At 41.3% G+C, this 19566-nt stretch carries 13 protein-coding genes; 6 read left to right on the plus strand and 7 right to left on the minus strand.

The genetic code is table 11. The annotated features are described in order from the left end of the window. From J8L98_RS13010 to J8L98_RS13025, 4 genes are all read right to left on the minus strand, one after another. The coding region (locus J8L98_RS13010; RefSeq protein ID WP_210996772.1) for an SdrD B-like domain-containing protein at positions 1 to 5813 on the minus strand (5813 nt) is incomplete at its 3' end. Positions 5814 to 6001: 188 nt separating this feature from the next. Then, positions 6002 to 8164 (minus strand): ATP-binding protein, encoded by a 2163-nt coding sequence (locus J8L98_RS13015; protein WP_210996773.1) that lies wholly within the window; start codon positions 8162 to 8164, stop codon positions 6002 to 6004. A gap of 135 nt (positions 8165 to 8299) precedes the next feature. Further along, a complete protein-coding gene (locus J8L98_RS13020; protein WP_210996774.1) occupies positions 8300 to 8902 on the minus strand; it encodes a response regulator transcription factor in 603 nt (200 codons plus the stop codon). Then, positions 8899 to 10002 (minus strand): sensor histidine kinase, encoded by a 1104-nt coding sequence (locus J8L98_RS13025; RefSeq protein WP_210996775.1) that lies wholly within the window; start codon positions 10000 to 10002, stop codon positions 8899 to 8901. The genes J8L98_RS13020 and J8L98_RS13025 overlap by 4 nt, the downstream gene beginning before the upstream one ends. Positions 10003 to 10119: 117 nt before the next feature. On the opposite strand from J8L98_RS13025, the gene J8L98_RS13030 reads away from it, so the two are divergent. From J8L98_RS13030 to J8L98_RS13040, 3 genes are read left to right on the plus strand one after another with little or no spacing between them, the layout of a single operon-like run. After that, a complete protein-coding gene (locus J8L98_RS13030; RefSeq protein WP_210996776.1) occupies positions 10120 to 10983 on the plus strand; it encodes a DMT family transporter in 864 nt (287 codons plus the stop codon). Continuing rightward, positions 10983 to 11687: a glycerophosphodiester phosphodiesterase family protein gene (locus tag J8L98_RS13035; RefSeq protein ID WP_210996777.1), complete on the plus strand. Its 705-nt coding sequence runs from the start codon at positions 10983 to 10985 to the stop codon at positions 11685 to 11687. Before J8L98_RS13030 ends, J8L98_RS13035 begins: the two co-directional genes overlap by 1 nt. Before the next feature lie 60 nt (positions 11688 to 11747). Further along, the gene (locus J8L98_RS13040) at positions 11748 to 12953 is read left to right on the plus strand and encodes a methyl-accepting chemotaxis protein (RefSeq protein ID WP_247671135.1); all 1206 of its coding nucleotides are present in this window, start codon (positions 11748 to 11750) and stop codon (positions 12951 to 12953) included. Positions 12954 to 12967: 14 nt separating this feature from the next. On the opposite strand, the gene epmA is transcribed toward J8L98_RS13040, so the two are convergent. Together epmA and efp are read right to left on the minus strand one after the other, a co-directional pair. Beyond that, on the minus strand, positions 12968 to 13942 hold the full coding sequence (gene epmA / locus J8L98_RS13045; protein ID WP_210996779.1) for an elongation factor P--(R)-beta-lysine ligase: 975 nt from the start codon (positions 13940 to 13942) through the stop codon (positions 12968 to 12970). Positions 13943 to 14012: 70 nt separating this feature from the next. Beyond that, entirely contained in the window at positions 14013 to 14579 is a 567-nt protein-coding gene (efp, locus tag J8L98_RS13050; RefSeq protein WP_192505934.1) for an elongation factor P, read from the minus strand. A gap of 41 nt (positions 14580 to 14620) precedes the next feature. Here efp and epmB point away from each other — a divergent pair, with 41 nt between their 5' ends. Continuing rightward, the gene (gene epmB / locus J8L98_RS13055) at positions 14621 to 15634 is read left to right on the plus strand and encodes an EF-P beta-lysylation protein EpmB (protein ID WP_210996780.1); all 1014 of its coding nucleotides are present in this window, start codon (positions 14621 to 14623) and stop codon (positions 15632 to 15634) included. A 9-nt stretch (positions 15635 to 15643) separates the two neighbouring features. On the opposite strand, the gene J8L98_RS13060 is transcribed toward epmB, so the two are convergent. Next, positions 15644 to 15853 carry a hypothetical protein gene (locus J8L98_RS13060; protein ID WP_210996781.1) on the minus strand — a complete coding sequence of 70 codons (210 nt, stop codon included), beginning with the start codon at positions 15851 to 15853 and terminating at the stop codon, positions 15644 to 15646. Between the two features lie 72 nt (positions 15854 to 15925). Here J8L98_RS13060 and J8L98_RS13065 point away from each other — a divergent pair, with 72 nt between their 5' ends. Both J8L98_RS13065 and J8L98_RS13070 read left to right on the plus strand, forming a co-directional pair. After that, the gene (locus J8L98_RS13065; RefSeq protein WP_192505937.1) at positions 15926 to 16219 is read left to right on the plus strand and encodes a prephenate dehydrogenase; all 294 of its coding nucleotides are present in this window, start codon (positions 15926 to 15928) and stop codon (positions 16217 to 16219) included. 178 nt (positions 16220 to 16397) lie between these two features. Continuing rightward, positions 16398 to 19565: an HD domain-containing phosphohydrolase gene (locus J8L98_RS13070; RefSeq protein ID WP_210996782.1), complete on the plus strand. Its 3168-nt coding sequence runs from the start codon at positions 16398 to 16400 to the stop codon at positions 19563 to 19565. Position 19566: the final 1 nt, after the last annotated feature.

Raw genomic sequence — 19566 nt, forward strand, 5'->3', positions numbered from 1 at the left:
CTGACTGCAAGGTTGGTGATCGCCAGATCTTTACTTTCTTTAACACCATTTTGATTGCCATCAACAAACACCGTGCCCTCTACACGGGCTTCACCAGCATTTGGTAGTTCAGTAAAGATCACCTTGCTTGGTTTACCTACCGTGGCTACCTTCACCGCGTTTTTACCCGCATGGGTATTCTTGATGCCATCAAGGTAGTCTTGGCCATCTTCGTAGCTGGGTGTGTCTGCGCGCGTCACCACATACCCGTCTACATCCGGTTGGCGAAGAGCAGTAAAACTAAATGCACCATTACTGTCAGTGTTAGTAGTCAATGACACTGTGTTGCCGAACTTATCTTTACCGGTAAGCGTGACAGCAAGGTTGGTGATCGCCAGATCTTTACTTTCCTTCACGCCATTTTGATTGCCATCAACAAACACAGCGCCTTCAACACGGGCTTCGCCAGCATTAGGCAGCTCGGTAAAGATCACCTTGCTTGGTTTACCTACCGTGGCTACCTTGACTACGTTTTTACCCGCATAGGTATTCTTGATGCCATCAAGGTAATCTTGGCCGTCTTCATAGCTGGGTGTATCTGCGCGCGTCACCACATACCCATCTGCATCCGGTTGGCGCAGTGCGTCAAATTTGAACGCACCATTACTGTCGGTGTTGGTGGTCAATGACACTGCGTTGCCAAATTCATCTTTACCCGTCAGTGTTACTGCAAGGCTTGGGATCGCAAGATCTTTAGGCTCTTTAACACCATTTTGATTGCCATCAACAAACACAGCGCCTTCAACACGGGCTTCACCCACATCTGCTAATTCAGTAAAGATCACCTTGCTTGGTTTACCTACCGTAGTGATCTTCACCACATTTTTACCCGCATGGGTATTCTTGATGCCATCAAGATAATCTTGCCCGTCTTCGTAGCTGGGTGTGTCTGAGCGCGTCACCACATACCCATCTGCATCCGGTTGGCGCAGTGCGTCAAATTTGAATACACCATTACTGTCGGTGTTGGTGCTCAATGACACAGCGTTGCCGAACTTATCTTTACCGGTAAGCGTGACAGCAAGGTTGGTGATCGCCAGATCTTTACTTTCCTGCACGCCATTTTGATTGCCATCGACAAACACTACGCCTTCAACACTTGCGTCACCTGCAAGTGACGTTTCAGCAAATAAATTTCCAGACGATGATTGATTTGCAGTAAGCGTAATATTATTGATCACATCACTGTTGTTGCTTCCAGATATAATGCTGTTATTGCGACTATCAAACCCATCTTGATAACCCGATAATTGATTTTGCTTAGACTGTTTTAATTGATAAGTGCCTGCTGATAAATCTTCAAAAACAAATTCGCCGCTAGTGCCGGTATTTTTTAACAGCGGGCCAATGTTTTTACCTGAGCTCTCGGTACCACTTAATTCAATAGTGATGCCTGAAATCCCCGAGTCTGTTGCCGCTTGTAATACGCCATCATTATTTGCGTCGAAGAATACCTGCCCAGAAATATTTCCTTTACTCAATGGAAGTGTTAGGTCATCTCGATTATTGCTAGAGTTAACATCAAACCCTTTGGTTTCAATCCATGCATCGTTGTATAGAGTGTTACCGGCAGGCAATGATATTAGTTTAACGGGGATGGTCGCTGTTAAAGATTGCCCTTTTGCGATTGTATCGACAGTACACCTCACCCGGGTTTTCGCGCTCGATTCGCCTGATTTAATCGCTTGGTCGGTCACACAACGTCCACCAGCAATTGAAGGAATGCCAGCCAATTCAAGGTCATGGCTTAAATAATCATAAATGATATTATCTGCGGCATCACCAGGACCCGCATTTCCTACATCGAGAAAGTAATTAAAAACGCTGCCCACAGCGACTTTGCTCAGTGAGGCCCGTTTTATTAAAGATAAATCAACTGCAACTCGAATAGAAGTTTGCTCAGCCTCACTATTATTTGCAGTGATTGGGTCATTTTCATTAGAGAAAATACGCGCTGTGGTCGCACTCACTTCACCGGTTGTTTTTGGCCTCGATAACACTTTAAAATACAGATATCGCGTATAAATATTATCCTCAGAGCCATATCTATTTTCGCGTAATTCAAACTCAGCCAAATCATTCCCTGAGTTTTCAGGTCCTTTACAGGTAATGGTGTGTGCAGAGGAAATCACTGTATTGATACTATTACATCGCGCTTGTGCCGCAGTACACCCCGTTTTTGCGCTCCCATCACATAAAAACTGAAGCTGTTTATCCGCACCTGATGGTGTCATGGTAAAATCGTAACCTACACCACTGGCAACCGATAAATCGCCGGTATTATCAAACAAATATTCAAGATCAACTTTGTACACGAGTACATTATCTAATGAACTCGGAAACGCACGAGGAACCGGATACCATGCCACAGGATCCGTAACATCATTATTTTCAATTTTTAAGTTTGCGTTTCGCACATTAACTTGTAATGAACTTAACTGGGTGTTGTTATCCTTATTTATATCATTACCAATATTGGCAGCCGTAATGTTAGCAGTGCTGGCTAATATCCAACTTTTTCTGTCATGGTAACTTTTTGGTCGCAGCTTAATCGTGATTGTTTGAACTTCATTCCCACTCAAAGTGCCTATCGGACAACTCAGTACATTACTGGCATTAAAGCTACATATATTCGCTTGTCCTGCCCGCGAGAATACACTACTTATAAATTGAAACGTTCTCCCTGATGGCGGCGTAAAGGTATGCTTTAGCACCACGTCAGTTGCTGTCGAGGCACTCATATTCGACACTTCGAGGGTTAACAAAGCCTCATCGCCACTTAAAATAGGAGCTGTAGCATACGAGGCGAGTGTAATACCTACATCAAACTTCGGCACAACCGACACAGATGCATTGCTTTTATTATTACTGGTATCTGTATCGACATGGGTTGAAGAACTGACCTCAACAAGGTTGTTTAAATTGCCATTGACGGTAACGACGGGTCGACTCACATGCATGGTTAAAATTAACTTGTCGCCGACTTTAAATTGTTGGCTATTACCTAGCCGACAAGTTATGGTGCTTACGGTATCTTGGTACTGACCAGCATCACTTCTTGCACAGCTAAATGTTGCGCCAAGCTGGCTACTTGCGCTCGTTGCAAAGCGAATACCTGTTTCAACATTGCCTTTTTTTGCTTTAAATGTACCCGCAAAAGTATCTTTAATTAATAACGCACTGAGCCCATCACCTGTGATGGTGTCACCACTGACATTCTCAACCACAACTTGATAACTTAGCTCATTTTGCACCGCTGATAATTGACTCAGATTGGCAGTTTTAGTGACTTTTAAATCTGCAGACACCGCAGAGCGAATTCTTGCTGACTGCTGAGCACTACCCGGTAACCCATTGTGATCCGTCACGGTTGCGGTATTCTTTAAATCCCCTAACTGTTTCGCATTAGTGGTAATGGTTAGCACGGATGGTGGACTTACCCTATTGACTGGGATCCCCTGCCAACTGCCGGAAACAAATTTTTGATATAGGCAAGTTACTGGTGTTTTGGCCGTTTTATTTGGAAGGCTACAATGCCAATTTGCTCCATAATCCCCAGTTTCAACGAAGTGTTCACCACTATCTAGCTCATCCACAACTTTTAAAGTTCCTTGCGTTGGATGATCTGTCATATTGAAGATTTTGATTTCACTACTAATATTCTCACCTCGACTAACCAAAGCGGTGCTTTTTGTCGTTGATGCAAATTTATGCTTAGTGACAGAGAGCTGCATAGGGTTAACAGATCCATAGCCCCAACCTTCGTAAGTAGCGGTTAAATCCGTTGCCAATGAGCCATGCTTTACCACTGCAACATTTCGAGGTCGTTTATTCTCATAAGGGCTACGAGCAGTGATCACCACTTCAGCATTTGCACTACCACTGATATCACCCGTACATTTCACCTCATCAGGGCCTTGCTTTGGACACGTCCAACTATCGCTATTATTACTTTTTATAACGGTAACTGATTCTGCTTTATAACCATTAAGTAATGTATCAGAAACTTCAACACCAACCGCCTTCGCACCGCCTGAATTCGTTACTTTGATCTTAAATTCAAAGCGTTTCCCCATGTAATTTTTATTGTTCCATTGCAAATTACTCGACTTGGTGACGCTCAGTGCCGGTTGTGCAGCAACCGTTTTAAACACAGCAGAGGCTGCCACCGACTCATTACTACTGTCGTTTGAATCAAAGACAATATTAGCGCGATTAGTAACATTGGCATTAGAGACCGAGGCCTTTACCTTGGCCACAATTGTGGCGCTTATACTATTATTAGCCGCTAACTGCGCTGTGTTTGGCGTACACACAACCTGACTGCCTGCAACTTGATAATTACACTTAAAAGCTGTTGAAGAGTAACTGACAAAATCGACACTATCAGGCAAGGCGTCAGTCAATGTTTTTACCGTCAAAGTTTGTGCTGAAGCATTGCGTGCAGTTAATAAAAAAGTGAGGGTGTCATGAGCATAATATGCTGATTTTGCTGCGCTAATAGACTTAGTCAAGGTCATCTTCGCGGCAGTGCTTTTGACAATTTTGATTTGTGCACTGGCGGTATTATTCGCTTGATTGCGATCTGTGAGATTCGCCGATACCAACACATTGTTTGTGTATGTTGCCTCGGTATTTGGTGCTTTGGCGGTAACTTTAAGCGTATCGCTCACCCCTGAGGCAACCGCCGTTTTATCACATGTGATTTTAGGTTGCGCTCCAGCCATATTAACCGAGCAACTCCAACCACTGGCTTGTGCCACTGCCACATCACTGATTCCTGCGGCGAGTGTTAAAATAAATCGCGCAGAAGAAACCGTGTTTGGTCCATTATTCTTCGCCACAATTTGATATTGGTGCGCTTCATTTGGCGTTAACGAAAGAGGCCCCCAGTAAGAAGGTGTGCCATTGCTTTTTAACGCTTTAAGCTCTACTGCCACATCTGCATGTTCTTTAACTTGATTGCTTACACTGGCTTGATTATCCGCGCTATTAATTTCTGCTGTTGCACTGCTTACACTGGATGTCGCTGTTACCGTACCGCTGCCCAACTGAGATAACTTTGCTTTGATCACCAACGATTTTGATGCACCCACTGCAAGCTTATTTAAGCTACAGGTTAAAGTTTGTGAGCCGCTACATGACCAACCATTACTATTGCTCACAGACGCTTCAACCCAAGTTGCATAACTGGGAAGCACATGCTTTACGGCAACATTCGTTGCCTCATCTGGGCCATTGTTAGTAATGTTTAGAGTATAGGTATAGGTTTCATTAATATAGACTTGTTGAGGCTCTGAGCGTAACGATACAATCTGTAGGTCGGTACCCGCCACAATAGAGGTATTCTGAGTTTCTGCGTTATTTTGTAGTTTACTAGCATCCTCGTTCGATGCCGAAACTGACACCTCGGACGCAATGGTTTGTGCGGTATCTTTACTGGTTTTTATCGTAAATTGAACGCGTTTTCGCTTATCAAGCACATCAGTGCCGTCAATACTGACCCAATTACACTCAAGACGACTTTGAGCTGCATTAAACTTACAGACAGCGTTGTCACTCGAAACAAAAGAAGTGGTGACTGGAATAGGAAAAATCAGTTGGACATTGTTAGCGACATCTTGCTCGACATTTTCAAAGTCAACTTGATAACGTATTTGTGCGCCGCGTGGTACCTTAGTATCTAGGTCAATAAAAGTAGATATTTGCAAATCCACAGCAAACACCTGAACACTGACAAGTATCAACCACACTGCACAAAACAATCTCTTCAAGTTAACTACCCCTAGATACTACATATTTTGAACACATTTGTGTGTTTCAATTTAAAGTACGAAAAACGGCGTAGATTTTATTGATTATAGGTACTGTAATCCAGTGTAATTTTGCGTTTTTATGGATATTAGTAAGAAAAGAATAAGGCTTTAGAATAAAAGCCCTACTTAAGACGTGTTTGTATTTTTTAGGCTACAACTTTAGCGTGTACTGCCTGAAGCGCAACAATGCTTTCTTTAGCGAAACTATGCAACGCTTGCCAGTCAATTTTTTCTCCTCGTTGCAGTAACTCACTGGCCAACTTTAACTCTTGACTAAGTGCTATCATGCCAAGCTCTTTGCTCTCTTGCCCTACGTGTATTAATTTATCATTCAATATATCGTTCGCTTTGATATCCGCCAAGCCTTGTAATTGAGCAAACTCATAATCAAAGGTGTCTGGTAAGTACTGTAATTTGGTACTTAAAAACTTGACCTCCAACGATGTGCTTAATTGACGTAATACATCTTCATCAACTAGTGCACTATCCAGCACTTCAGTACTTTGAGCTGCACAAACTTGTTCTAACACAGCAGATAAAGTACTTTGCGATACGGGCTTACTAATACAATACGTAATGCCATGTTCAAGATAAGCTTGCTGAGCCTGTTCATCAGCATCTCCAGTGAGTGCAATCACAGTGGGCGACACTGATAAATTCATCAAGCTAAACTCATCAACAAACCAGGATAAACCATGACCATCTGGTAAGTGCATATCTAGAAGAATAATATCGAACGGCTGCTGAACAACTTTTTTACTTGCCTGTGCTAAATTATGAGCAAATACAAAGTGTGCGCCTAATTCCGTTAAATAATGTTTAAGCACTTCTCTATTTAATAAATTGTCTTCAACAACCAAGATATTACAAGCCAGCAGACCATTTTGATGGTTAGTATAACGCTCTGTTACGCCAATATTAATGGTGGGGTCAATTCGCTCCAGTAACAATTCAAAAAAGAACTCGGTACCACACCCTACTTGACTACGAACCCGCAGCTCTCCATTCATATTTTCAACTAATTGCTTACATAGGGACAAACCTAGCCCAGCCCCTTGTGCAACCGTTTGCTCTGTCGACACCGTCACAAAAGGCTCAAAAATATTAACTAAATCATCATCGTTTAAACCAACCCCCGTATCTGACACAAAGAATTGCACACTGTGATGGTTACTTCCTACTTGTTCAGACTTAACGGTGACAGTAACGCCCCCCTCAACCGTATACTTAATTGCATTTGAGAGTAAATTTTTCAAAATAAGCGTTAATGATTCCTTATCTGCTAAATAACTCTTTATAGACAATGCGCTTGTATCTAACGCGACGGATAAGTGCTTTTCTTTCGCTAAAGGTGATAATAAATCAATAATTTCTTGTGATACTTGTTGAATATCAACAATCGCGAGCTCATGAGGTTTGGTCTCACCTTTTGCTTGTAACAGCACTTGATTAGCCAAATCTGATAATGACATTGCAGCTCCAGTGATAATATCGCATAACTGGGCGTGCTTAAGGGGTTCTCTAGGTACGCTTTTAAGCATTTCAGCATGACCCACAATGGCATTGAGTGGTGTTCTTAATTCATGGCTAAGTAAGGTCAAATAGCGACCTTTTAGCATAGATGCTTTTTCAGCCGCTTGTTTTGTCTGTTCTACCTGCTCGGCACGTCGACTACTACATAATAAACTCAGAGAAAAGCAGAGTAATAAAGGGATTGCAATCACTGTTATGGTAAAGAGCTGATTACCAAAATTATTGGTCTGTAAGCTATCTGATGGCTGATATCCATCCAGCATCAATAAACGTAACGTAAAAATAACTAGCATGCCGATACATGCTAGTAAAAATGTCCACCGTGCAATAGTTGCTTCCGTGAGCTCGCTGACTTTACTTTGAAAAAGAGCATGAATACATAGCCCGAGCGACAATGCCCAAACCAAATAATTTAAACATACTCTCACTATGAAGTTTGGATCAATAAAAGTGAACCAGGTATATCCAGCGAGGTGAATTAACGACAATAATACCCACGGCCAATATTTTGACTTTATTTGAAAAAACCGTTCAGTTCCAAGAGTCAAAAAAACCAACCCTAGCAATATCAGGTGATTAGCAACAAAAACACGCCAAAAGTCTGATAATTGTGGTTGAGAAATCAATATGCAAGCTATCGCAACGCTGGTTACAAATAGCATCCACTGTTTGGTGCCTGCAATCGTGCGATGAATTAACCAATTCAATAACATAAACACCCCACAAACCGAAGTTGTGAGTGCTAATACTGGTAAAAGTAATTTTGGTTCTAACATCTAGCACTTAATAGTTAAGAATTAAGGATGAGTATACTATCAAAAAACATACCAATAAAAAGGTATTTTAATAAAAAAGTCCCTTTTAAATTAACATTACCAAAACCAAACCGTACAAATTAGCAACAACTCTCCCTATAACCAACCTTTTTGCTGCGCTATTCGAGCAGCATCAATGCGATTCGTTGCATTGAGCTTAGCGATCGCGTCTGATAAATAGTTTCTGACTGTGCCTTCACTCAAAAACAACGTATTGGCTATTTCTGCTGTTTTATACCCTTCGCTTGCCAAACGTAATGCTTTTCTTTCTTTACTTGATAACGGATCTTTTTCATCCAAAGCGGTGAGTGCCAATTCAGGATCTATGACCCTCTGGCCGCATATGACTTTTTTTAGAGTGCTAATTAAATACTCACTTGGCGCTTCTTTTAACACAAATCCTCTTGCACCACTGTCCATAGACCTTCGAATATAGCCAGAACGAGAAAAGGTCGTCATAATGACCGTATGACACTGCCCTTCCTTTTTTTGAATATACTCTAGTAATTCTAACCCTGTCATATTTGGCATTTCAATATCGGTTAATACAATATCAGGGGTCACAACGGATAAATGCTTGATAGCTTCGAGCCCATCAGCCGCTTCTGCAACTACTTCAATATCACGATCTAAGCTCAGCAATGCACTGATCGCTCCGCGTACAAGGGCTTGATCTTCAACTACCATCACTCTAATCATGCCGCAGCTCCTGAAAACTCTACCTTCACAGTGAACCCTTGTTCAATATTAATGTCCACAATAGCACCAGCTTGTTGTGCTCGTTCAATTAACCCAGAAAGCCCATTCCCGTGGGTGAAAGATTCAACTTTGCCATCATCACTTATGCATAGTTGCACTGTGTTTTGCTGAGTTAATTTTAAATTTACTTCTCTTGCATTACTATGGCGTAGTATGTTTGTCACCAATTCTTTGGCGATAAAGCATAAAGCACTCTCCTGCTCTGCCCCCATAGTTACCGACTCCACTTGCTGAACCACGTTAAATTGTGCCTCTTTTAAGCGCTGCTCTAGCAAGTTCAACTGCGCGTATAAACCAACTTGCTTTAATCCAGATACCGCTTCTCGTACATCACTGAGTAGCGCACGCGCCAAAGTCGCTACTTGTTGAGATTCATCGCTGGCTTTTTCTTGCAACCCCGCATGGCACAACTTACTTGCTAATTCAGCTTTAAGTGCAATGCTAGATAAAGAATGGCCTAACGTGTCATGTAAATCGCGCGCGATCCTTTCCCGTTCTGCAATCGCTGCCAATTGCTCTAACTTTTGCTGATTTTTTTGGTGTAATAATCGATGGACGCGCTCCCGATGCTCCATTAATCCAAAACTAAATAAACCAACAGCAATGAGAGCCGAAGGTGCCCAAAAATAAAATGGCTCAGTGGTTATTAAAAACTCACTACTGAAAAAAATAAAGAGAAATAACACCCCCAACATCAAGAAATTATACGGACGCCGGTAATTAAAACCACACAAAGGCGCTATATAACCAAACAAAGTGCTCGTTCCTGATGTAACAAGCGTGCCACAACTCGTCAGTAGCAACATCAGTATAATAATGGGCGTAACCTTAGTTCCTGGTGTATGTAGACCTGCACAATATAGAGCAACAAAACCTATATATATAAGCAATTGTGCAAGTAAATTTTGCCAACCTATCTCACTCCACTGACCTATTATTGGTAAAAAGTAAAACAATGAAAATATCAACGGGCCAAGATTACGAAAAAACTTACTCGGATCTGCAAGTGTCATTTTATCTACAGGGAGGACAGGTTCCATAACCCAACTTTTTATTAAGATTCAAAGAGTCAGTAACATATCAAAAATAACATAAAACGTTTAGTGACAATGGTCACCTAGTTCGTAATAATCTAAACAAAAATAGACAGACTGGTTATGCGCCCAGAACAAACATCCCTACTTTATTTGCACACAGCAGTACTTTTATTTGGTGGTACGGCATTATTTTCAAAATTAATTAACCTATCCGCACTCGATATCACTGTATACCGAACCGCTGTTGCTTTTATAGCCCTCACAGCCTTATTAATCGTACAACGTAAACATATTAAGCTTAAAAACAACCAGGATTATCTCGTCGCCATCTTGTTGGGTGTAGTTGTTGGCCTGCATTGGCTCACCTATTTTGCAGGTATGCAAATGGCGGGGATAACCATTGGCATTATTGCCTTTTTTACCTACCCTGTAATCACCGTCTTTTTAGAACCCCTGTTTACCAAGAAACGAATTCTGAAAAAAGATATTGTGTGTGCCATTGTCGTATTAAGTGGTATTTACCTGCTAGTACCAGAAGCCAGTTTAGGGAACCAGATTACATTAGGTATCGTAACAGGCGTCAGTTCAGGCGCACTATTTTCACTGCGGAACTTACTACAAAAACGCTATTTTTCTCATTATGGTGGCCCACAAACTATGCTATATCAAACGCTGGTCGCCAGCGTCATGTTATGCGCTTTTGTGAGTGTGCCCCCAGTCAAGCTCGAACAGATCGACTTATATTTAATTTTATTAGCGGGCGTAGTCTTTACGGCACTACCGCACGCTCTTTTTTCTAGTAGTTTACGCCATTTATCTGCAACAACCGCTGGGCTGATTTCTTGTTTACAGCCCTTGTATGCAACGCTTTTGGCCTTTATTCTATTACTAGAAACCCCCAGTGTTGCAACTTTAATTGGTGGCTTACTTGTTGTTAGCACTGCTTTTTTTGAAACTTGGTCTGTTACAAGGAAAAAAGTATAATGCATATTTTTGCTCATCGCGGTGCCAGTGGTAATTACCCAGAAAATACTCTATGTGCAATTGAGGCTGCTTTACAAGCCAATGTTGATGGTATCGAATTAGATGTACAAAGTTGCCAAGATAATTACGCCATTATTCATGACACTTGGTTAGATAGAACCACTTCAGGTCAGGGGAAGGTTAATACAACTTCGCTCGAAACAATTCAATCATATGACGCAGGTATGGGTGAAGCAGTCCCAAGTTTACAGCAAGTACTCAGCACCATAAGCACCAGAACACTTATCAATTTAGAACTCAAACATACCTTTGAGCTAAACAAATTTGTATCATGCATTGAGCGTAACATTAGCGATGGCACATTAACACGTTCCCAACTTCTCATATCCTCCTTTGACCATCATCAATTATTATGGTTAAAGCGGCAGCTGCCTTGGGTTAAAATTGGAGCACTGACAGCTTCAATCCCATTACAGTATGCACAATTTGCTCAACAGTTAAATGCCTATAGTATTCATATTGATAAAAACTTTATTAATCATGAGTTTGTTCACGATGCAAAACAAAGAGGTCTAAAAGTCTATGTGTATACTGTCGATAAGCAACAAGATATCGAAGATATGCTCCATCTCGGTGTCGACGGTATTTTCAGTAATTATCCTTGTTATGCGAAAATGATTTTAGCGCGTTCAATGAATAAATAATCCACACTGTTCTATAATAAAAGAAAATGGCACAGTGAAGAGCCTAAAATGAGTCTATATATGAGTATATATAATCAAATCGAACAATCTTTTTTCTTTACTTTATCTCGCAAGATATTTGGCAACCTCAGTTTCGTCTTTTCTTTTCAGATCCTCACTTTGTTTTGGTTGTACCATGAAATCAATGATAATGACCAAGCATTAAACTGGTTTTGGATAATGGCATTTGGTGCTGTTGCGGGCTTTATTTTCACCTTATTCTATATGCGGTTTTTAATCGTTCGTCCTGTACGAGCCATGCGAGACACACTTCAACAAATAAACCGTCAAGAAGGTAACCTCAATGCAAAATTACCGCACTTTACCTATGATGAATTTAGAGAGCTGAGCGAGCAATACAATACCTTCACCCATAACTTGAGCCAATTACTTGCCACTACATACGAAAGTGCTCAAACCGCAGCGAGCAGTAATCAAGATGTCACACATTCAATGGAACACACTGCCAAATTTGGTGCCCAACAAATACAGAACAGTGACTCCATTATTGCTGCCAGCGATCAGGTGACCCATAGCCTACAAAGTATTGTTGGAAATACAGATCAGGTTTATCAGGCGAATACTGAAAGTTTAAAATTCGTAAAAACATCGTCAAATTCACTGGCCGCACTGGTCGGTGAAGTAAAGCAAATTACCACGTTACTCGGTAAATTTTCTACAACGGTCTCAGGGTTAAAAGAAAATAGTGAGAACATTCGTAGCATTTTAAAAATGGTTGAAGAGTTTTCAGATCAGACTAATTTATTAGCCCTAAATGCTGCTATTGAAGCAGCGCGTGCCGGCGAAGCTGGACGAGGGTTTGCCGTGGTTGCCGACGAAGTGAGAACATTATCAGTTAAAGTAAATGAAGCGACTCGGCAAATTAGTGACTTCATCAATCAAATGAATACTCTTGTAGGGGAAACAAACCAAGAGTCGGAGCAACTGATCAACCACTCTCAGGGAGCTGAGCAAGCGATCAGTAAAACGTCTCAAGGCTTTACTGATATGAGCCGTGAATTTGAACGGAATCAGGCACAATTAGAAGATATTGTTAGTGCGGTACACCAACTGGAAGCAACACAAAATCGCACTCATCAAACCGTGCAGAAAATTGTTGAGCTAGGCCAACAATCAAAGGCACAAATAGATGATGCAGTCACGCAGTGCCAACAAGCACAATTACGTACTGAAGCAACGCAAAATGAATTAGAACGCTTTGTATAGCATTTGATATCGCGCTAAGCACGCGCTATATCAAATGCGATGACTTCTTTAATTGATGCTTTCTTCGTTGCCAGCATGACTAACCTATCAATACCCAATGCCACCCCAGAACATCGCGGTAGTCCATGTGTTAATGCTGCCAAAAAGCGTTTATCAATATCAACAGGTGTTAACCCCATTTCATTTCTTAATTTATTGTCTTGTTCAAAACGGGCCGTTTGCTCTGTTGCATCCGTAAGTTCATTAAAACCATTAGCCAGTTCCATTCCCTGATAGTAAAGTTCAAAACGCCCGGCGACCCTAGGGTCCTTAGTACATAACTGCGCCAACGCAGCTTGCGATGCTGGAAAGTGATATACAAAGCAAGGAGCTATTTGACCTATATTGGGCTCTATCTCCATGCAAAACAGTAGCTGTAATAGAGTATCTAAATTCGTTTCGCTATCAGCTATATCAGCATAACCATACTTTACTGCTATCGATTTCAACTCATCTAAGTTCACCGATAATGGGTCTATACCTATAATATCCAAAAACACTTGTTGGTAAGAAATCGACGTACATGGCTGACAATTAAGAATGTGTATCATCAGATCATTGATCTCTGCCATCAAAGCAAACTCGTCGAAGTCTGGGCGATACCACTCCAACATCGTAAACTCAGGATTATGGTGTTTACCCGACTCCTCATTGCGAAATGCTTTGCCTATTTGATAAATAGCTCCACTGCCTGCGGCAAGCAACCGTTTCATAGCAAACTCAGGAGATGTTTGTAAATACAGAGGCAATCCGGTGCTATTTCCCGGCCCAACAAACTCCGTGGTAAAAGTCGCCAAATGAACATCGGTTACGCTGGCAGCACACAAGCTTGGCGTTTCAACCTCCATCACGGATCGTACGTTAAAAAACGCACGAATTTTTCCGAGTATTTTGGCTCGTTCCTGTAGTGTTTGAATTTCACAACTCGGGGCCCACATATTATCAGACATGGTGTTTCCTTTATTTACGTGCATAAAAAATCCCAGCCAAAGCTAGGATTTTTATCATTAATATCGTGTATTACTTAACACGACCTTGATATTCATTAGTACGCGTATCAACTTTAATGACTTCACCAATTTGCACAAACAAAGGCACTCGTACTACGGCACCTGTAGAAAGTGTCGCTGGCTTGCCACCCGTTCCGGCAGTGTCACCTTTTAGACCTGGGTCTGTTTCTGTAATTTCTAGTTCAACAAAATTGGGGGGAGTGACTGCAATTGGGCTGCCATTCCACAATGTAATGGTACATACATCATTTTCTACGAGCCACTTTACATTCTCACCAACGGCTTTTTCATCCGCAGCAATTTGCTCAAATGTGTCGTTGTTCATGAAGTGCCAAAACTCACCATCTGTATATAGATAAGCTAATTCTGTATCCATCACATCAGCACCTTCCACTGAATCACCAGATTTAAAGGTTTTTTCTAATACCTTACCAGAGATCAATTTACGGATCTTAACACGGTTAAACGCCTGACCTTTGCCTGGTTTAACCATTTCATTTTCTAAGATGGCACATGGTTCACCATCTAACATAATTTTTAAGCCGCCCTTGAACTCGTTGGTGCTATAATTCGCCATCGTATCCTCTAACTGTCTTTTTCGAGTAAGTAAACTTGCTAATGATACAAACAAATGAAGTAAATTTGCAGAGCAACTGGCAAAAAGAATTGGCAAATGTGGTCACAAACCCTAAATCACTAGTAAAAATGCTGGGTTTAGAGGCGCATTTTAATGCAAATGACTTGGAAGCTAGGTCCTTATTTCCAGTTCGAGTGCCTTTACCCTTTATCAAAAAGATGCGCTATGGTGATCCTAATGATCCCCTATTGCTGCAAGTGATGCCTCTACATAAAGAGTTTTTAACCAAAGCTGGTTTTAATAAAGATCCTTTAGAGGAGCAACAAAGTGCCCAACCAGGATTGTTGCACAAGTATCGCTCTCGTCTTTTACTGATGTTAAAAACGGGTTGCGCTGTAAATTGTCGCTATTGTTTCAGACGGCATTTCCCTTACCAAGAGAATCAACTCAATAAGCGAACCCTGCTCGACTGCATTGATTACCTTAAAGTACACCCTGAAATAAATGAAGTGATTCTCAGTGGTGGTGATCCGCTTATGGCGAAAGATGACACAATTGATTGGCTATTAAATGAGCTGGAACAACTTCCCCAATTAAAACGCATCCGAATTCACAGTCGGTTACCCGTGGTAATACCGAGTCGAATAACATCTCAGCTTTGTACACGCCTCGCTGCTAGCCCCTTAAAAGTGATCTTCGTTAACCATATTAATCACCCGAATGAAATTGACGATGACTTTATCGACGCGATGACAATGCTCAAAGCCGCAAACGTCACTTTATTAAACCAAGCTGTATTACTAAAAGGTATAAATGACTCAAGTGACATACAAGTCACATTAAGTGAACGATTATTTGAAGCGCATATTTTACCGTACTATCTACATGTATTAGATAAAGTTGAAGGTGCCAGCCATTTTGATATTGAACAAGCCCATGCGCGAGAGATAATGGCGAGTATGCTTGAAGAATTACCCGGATTTCTAATGCCTAAGCTTGTGAGAGAAATCGGTGGCAAAACAAGTAAGACACCGATTGATTTACAGCTACAGTAACTTCATCGTTTACACATATGTATTAATGTTATTACCCAACGTTGCTGTGGTTGATTTTGCGGGGCTTTGTGCGCTAGCACTTGACCCTGCGGCTTCAATCAAAGCAAGGGCAGCTTTACCATCTGCTTGCTGTTGCTTTTTGGCCATAGAAGCGCTGTAAACTTCGCCACTAGGGCCTGCTCCAGACATCGCAGGAAGGTTATTTCCAGAAATATTCATTAGCATATACCTGACTTTTTAAGTGAATCCACGTAGACTATCGGCCGTTTAAGCAACAACTTTAGGAAAAATATGCACGCTGTTATTGAAAAACTCAATGAAAATTTAAAAGTGGTTTATCGTCAAGCACTTGATGCAGACAAAAAATTAGATGAGTTGCAGCAGCAAGGTCACGGTAAATTTAAAGCTTTATTCACTGAAGAAGCCGGCTTTACTTTTGAAGCGAAGCGATTTAAGCCTTATGTGTTAGATGTTGCCGCCGATGTTGAAGCATTAAGTCATCACGAAGAACTTGATCAACACAAGCTCACCCTTGCGGTCACTAAATTACAAAACTTATTAAAGCTGCTTGCTACGTTTAAATAGTCATTGTTAGTCGCTTAATACCGTAAAAAGGCCGCTAGGCCTTTTTCATCTTCCTTCCCAGTTACGCAAAACCCCTGCTAAAAAGATTCCGTTAACAACTTCAAGTGTTTATTGGTAATCATTAAATATCCATCTACGCTATGTGAGGTATATCAATTTATATTTTCACGGAAGGACTATGCAACGTCGTAAGCATTGGCGCTTCTCTGTACGGATCACGGTCGTCACATTATTTGCCATGGTCTGTAGCATTGTTGCCGCCCTCACAGTTACACTTCAGTACTACAACAGTATTGCCCAGTTAGAGCAGCAAACCGTTCAGCAGTTTGATCTATTTGCCACGAGCGCAAAGCAAACAATTCATCAAAATGATTTAGCGGCAAGTAGAATGGTTGATATGTTGGCACTCACACCCAATATAGAACGGCTAAATGACTCACAAAAATTACGCCTTCTCGCAGAACTCATCGCTACTAACCCTGCAGTGGAGGGTATCTACTTTGCAAACGACAGTGGGAGCTTTTTCGAGGTCATTAATCTCAAAAATAAAACCCTAAAACAAAGTTATCGAGCCTTAGAAAACGATGCCTGGGTGATCATGCACATTGATGGGCTACGTAGTCCAAATCAGCGTAAACTGTCATTTTTTAATACCGAATTCGAATTGAGCTCAACACGTATTGAGCCAACAAATTATAACCCCACTAAACGCCCTTGGTATATTAATGCTAAAAATGTAAGTCAGCGAAGCACGCCTTATTTATTTCAATATACCCAAATACCAGGTGTTACTTACTTTAGAAAGTTGCTCAACCAAAACGGTGTTATTGGCCTTGATATTCCTCTTCATGCTTTAGCTGGTAGCTTAGAGCGCCAAGTCAAAGGGTTTGCTGGTGAAGCCTATTTGATAAAACCACAAGGGGACATCATCGCCACCAATCGATTAAATAATAAAGCGCAAATGACGCCCATGCCCCCGATGCAACTCACTCACCAGCAAAAAGAGATTATCGCACGCCATTCGCCATTAACCCTCTCTAATGAAACGGATTGGTTCCCAGTTGATTATGCCGTTACGGGCGAACCAAACGGCTATGCGGTAGAAGTTATGAGACAAGTTGCTGCATTACTGCAGCTAGATGTTAAATTTATCAACGGTTATAGCTGGCCTGAATTCATTCATCGCTTTAAACAAGGCAATATCCACGCTTTAAACGCCACTTTTGATAATCCAGAAAATCAGCAACTCGGTATAGTGAGTAACCCTTATGGTAATCTAAAATTTGCTTTAATTTGGCCCAACAACGCTATGGATATTACTTCTATTGCACAGCTAGGCGGTAAAACATTGGCTGTTGCTGAAGGTTGGTCCGTTATTCAACCGATTAAAGATGCCTACCCTACCATAGAGATACTTGAGGTTAACACGACCATCGATGTAGTTAACGCAGTGCTAAATGGCCAAGCGGATGTCGGCATTGAAAGTGATATAATCGTACGTAACTTACTCAATGAATATGCGCTTAGCGGCCTCAAAGTCAGTAATACATTTTCATTTGCTCAGGCAAATGTGAAATCTTCCATTCACTTACTACTTTCACACAACAAAGCAGAATTGATGCCGCTCATTAATTTAGCGATTGCTCATCTCAGTCCTGACTATTTAACTCGACTCGATGAAAAGTGGCTGAATGAAGAAGCGAATAGTCATGAAATTGGTCGAATTGTACCTTACTTATCTTATATCAATACGATGCAAAGCACGCAATTTGGCGCATTGCACCACTTTATCCATCAAGGTAAGAAGAAATTAATCTATGTTGATATGCTTAAAAGTGCGATGTCATCAGAGCAATTGATTGTTTTTGTTATCGATCAACAAACTTTATTTGCACCGGTCTATCATAGTGTCACCACCAGCAGCCTCATTACTCTGCTCGTTGTTACTATGTTATTACCACTGACTTGGTTGTGTGCATCGCCCATTGTTAAACCCATTACTGAGTTACTTGAAATGACTCACTTTATTCGAGCTCATGACTATTCTCAGGTTAAAGTGATCCCCAGTAAAGTCATCGAAGTAACGAGACTCTCATTGGCAATGAAGCGTATGGCTGATGAACTCAAACGTCATGAATACGCGCAGCGTAGTTTAATTGATTCTATCATTAAGTTGATAGCGCAAGCTATTGACGAAAAATCACGATATACCGCTGGACATTGTAAACGAGTGCCTGAATTAGGTGAAATGTTAGCCCAAGCTGCGTGTGATAGCCATGCTAAACCCTTTAAGCACTTCTCTTTTAATAATGCGCAACAATGGAGAGAATTTAAAACAGCAGCTTGGCTACATGACTGTGGAAAAATAACCACGCCTGAGCATATCGTAGATAAAGGATCAAAACTTGAATGTATTTATAATCGTATTCATGAAATTAGAATGCGCTTTGAGGTGCTATATCGCGATGCAGAAATAAAATACCTTACCTTATCAGCAAAAGACCCTGAACATTCCATTAACTATGCACACCAAAAAGCACAAACACAACAACAGCTATTTGACGACTTCGCTTTTATCGCGAACGCCAATATTGGCAGTGAGTTTATGTGTGACGCTGACAAGGCAAAAATACACACATTGGCCGCACAAACTTGGGTGCGTCATTTTGATGATAGTCTGGGTCTAGCACCATTAGAAGCACTTCGCTATCAACGGTCCTCCCCCTCAGAACTCCCTGCGGTAGAGTCATTATTAGCAAATAAGAACATACATATCGTCGAACGACTTGAACCTTATCAGTGTGCTGAACATTTTAATATTAAAATGTCGGTTCCTGATAATCTGGCCAATAGAGGGGAAATATATAATCTGTGTATATCTCGGGGTACACTTACTGCTGAAGATAGGTTTAAAATCAATGAACATATTATAAGCACCATAAAAATACTCGATAGCGTACCATTTCCTCCTGAATTGGCCAATGTGCCACGTATCGCTTCAACGCATCATGAAACAATGCGAGGCGATGGTTACCCTCGGCAACTGTCCGCAGAGGATCTCTCTATACCCGAGCGAATCTTAGCCTTAGCTGACATCTTTGAAGCACTAACAGCGGCAGATAGACCATACAAAAAAGCCAAGCCTCTAAGCGTGGCACTGAAAATACTGCATACCATGGCTATCCAGCGACATATTGATATTGATGTATTTGAGTTGTTTATTACCAGTGGCGTGTATCTAGATTACGCACGTCAATTCTTACCGCCAGAACAAATTGACGATGTCGACATTAATGCACTACTGACGATTAACGAGCACGACCAAAAAAGCGCTCGCTTCAATTAGC

Origin of the sequence: Pseudoalteromonas sp. MMG013 (assembly GCF_018100885.1) — a bacterium.
GTDB classification, from domain to species: Bacteria; Pseudomonadota; Gammaproteobacteria; order Enterobacterales; family Alteromonadaceae; genus Pseudoalteromonas; species Pseudoalteromonas aurantia.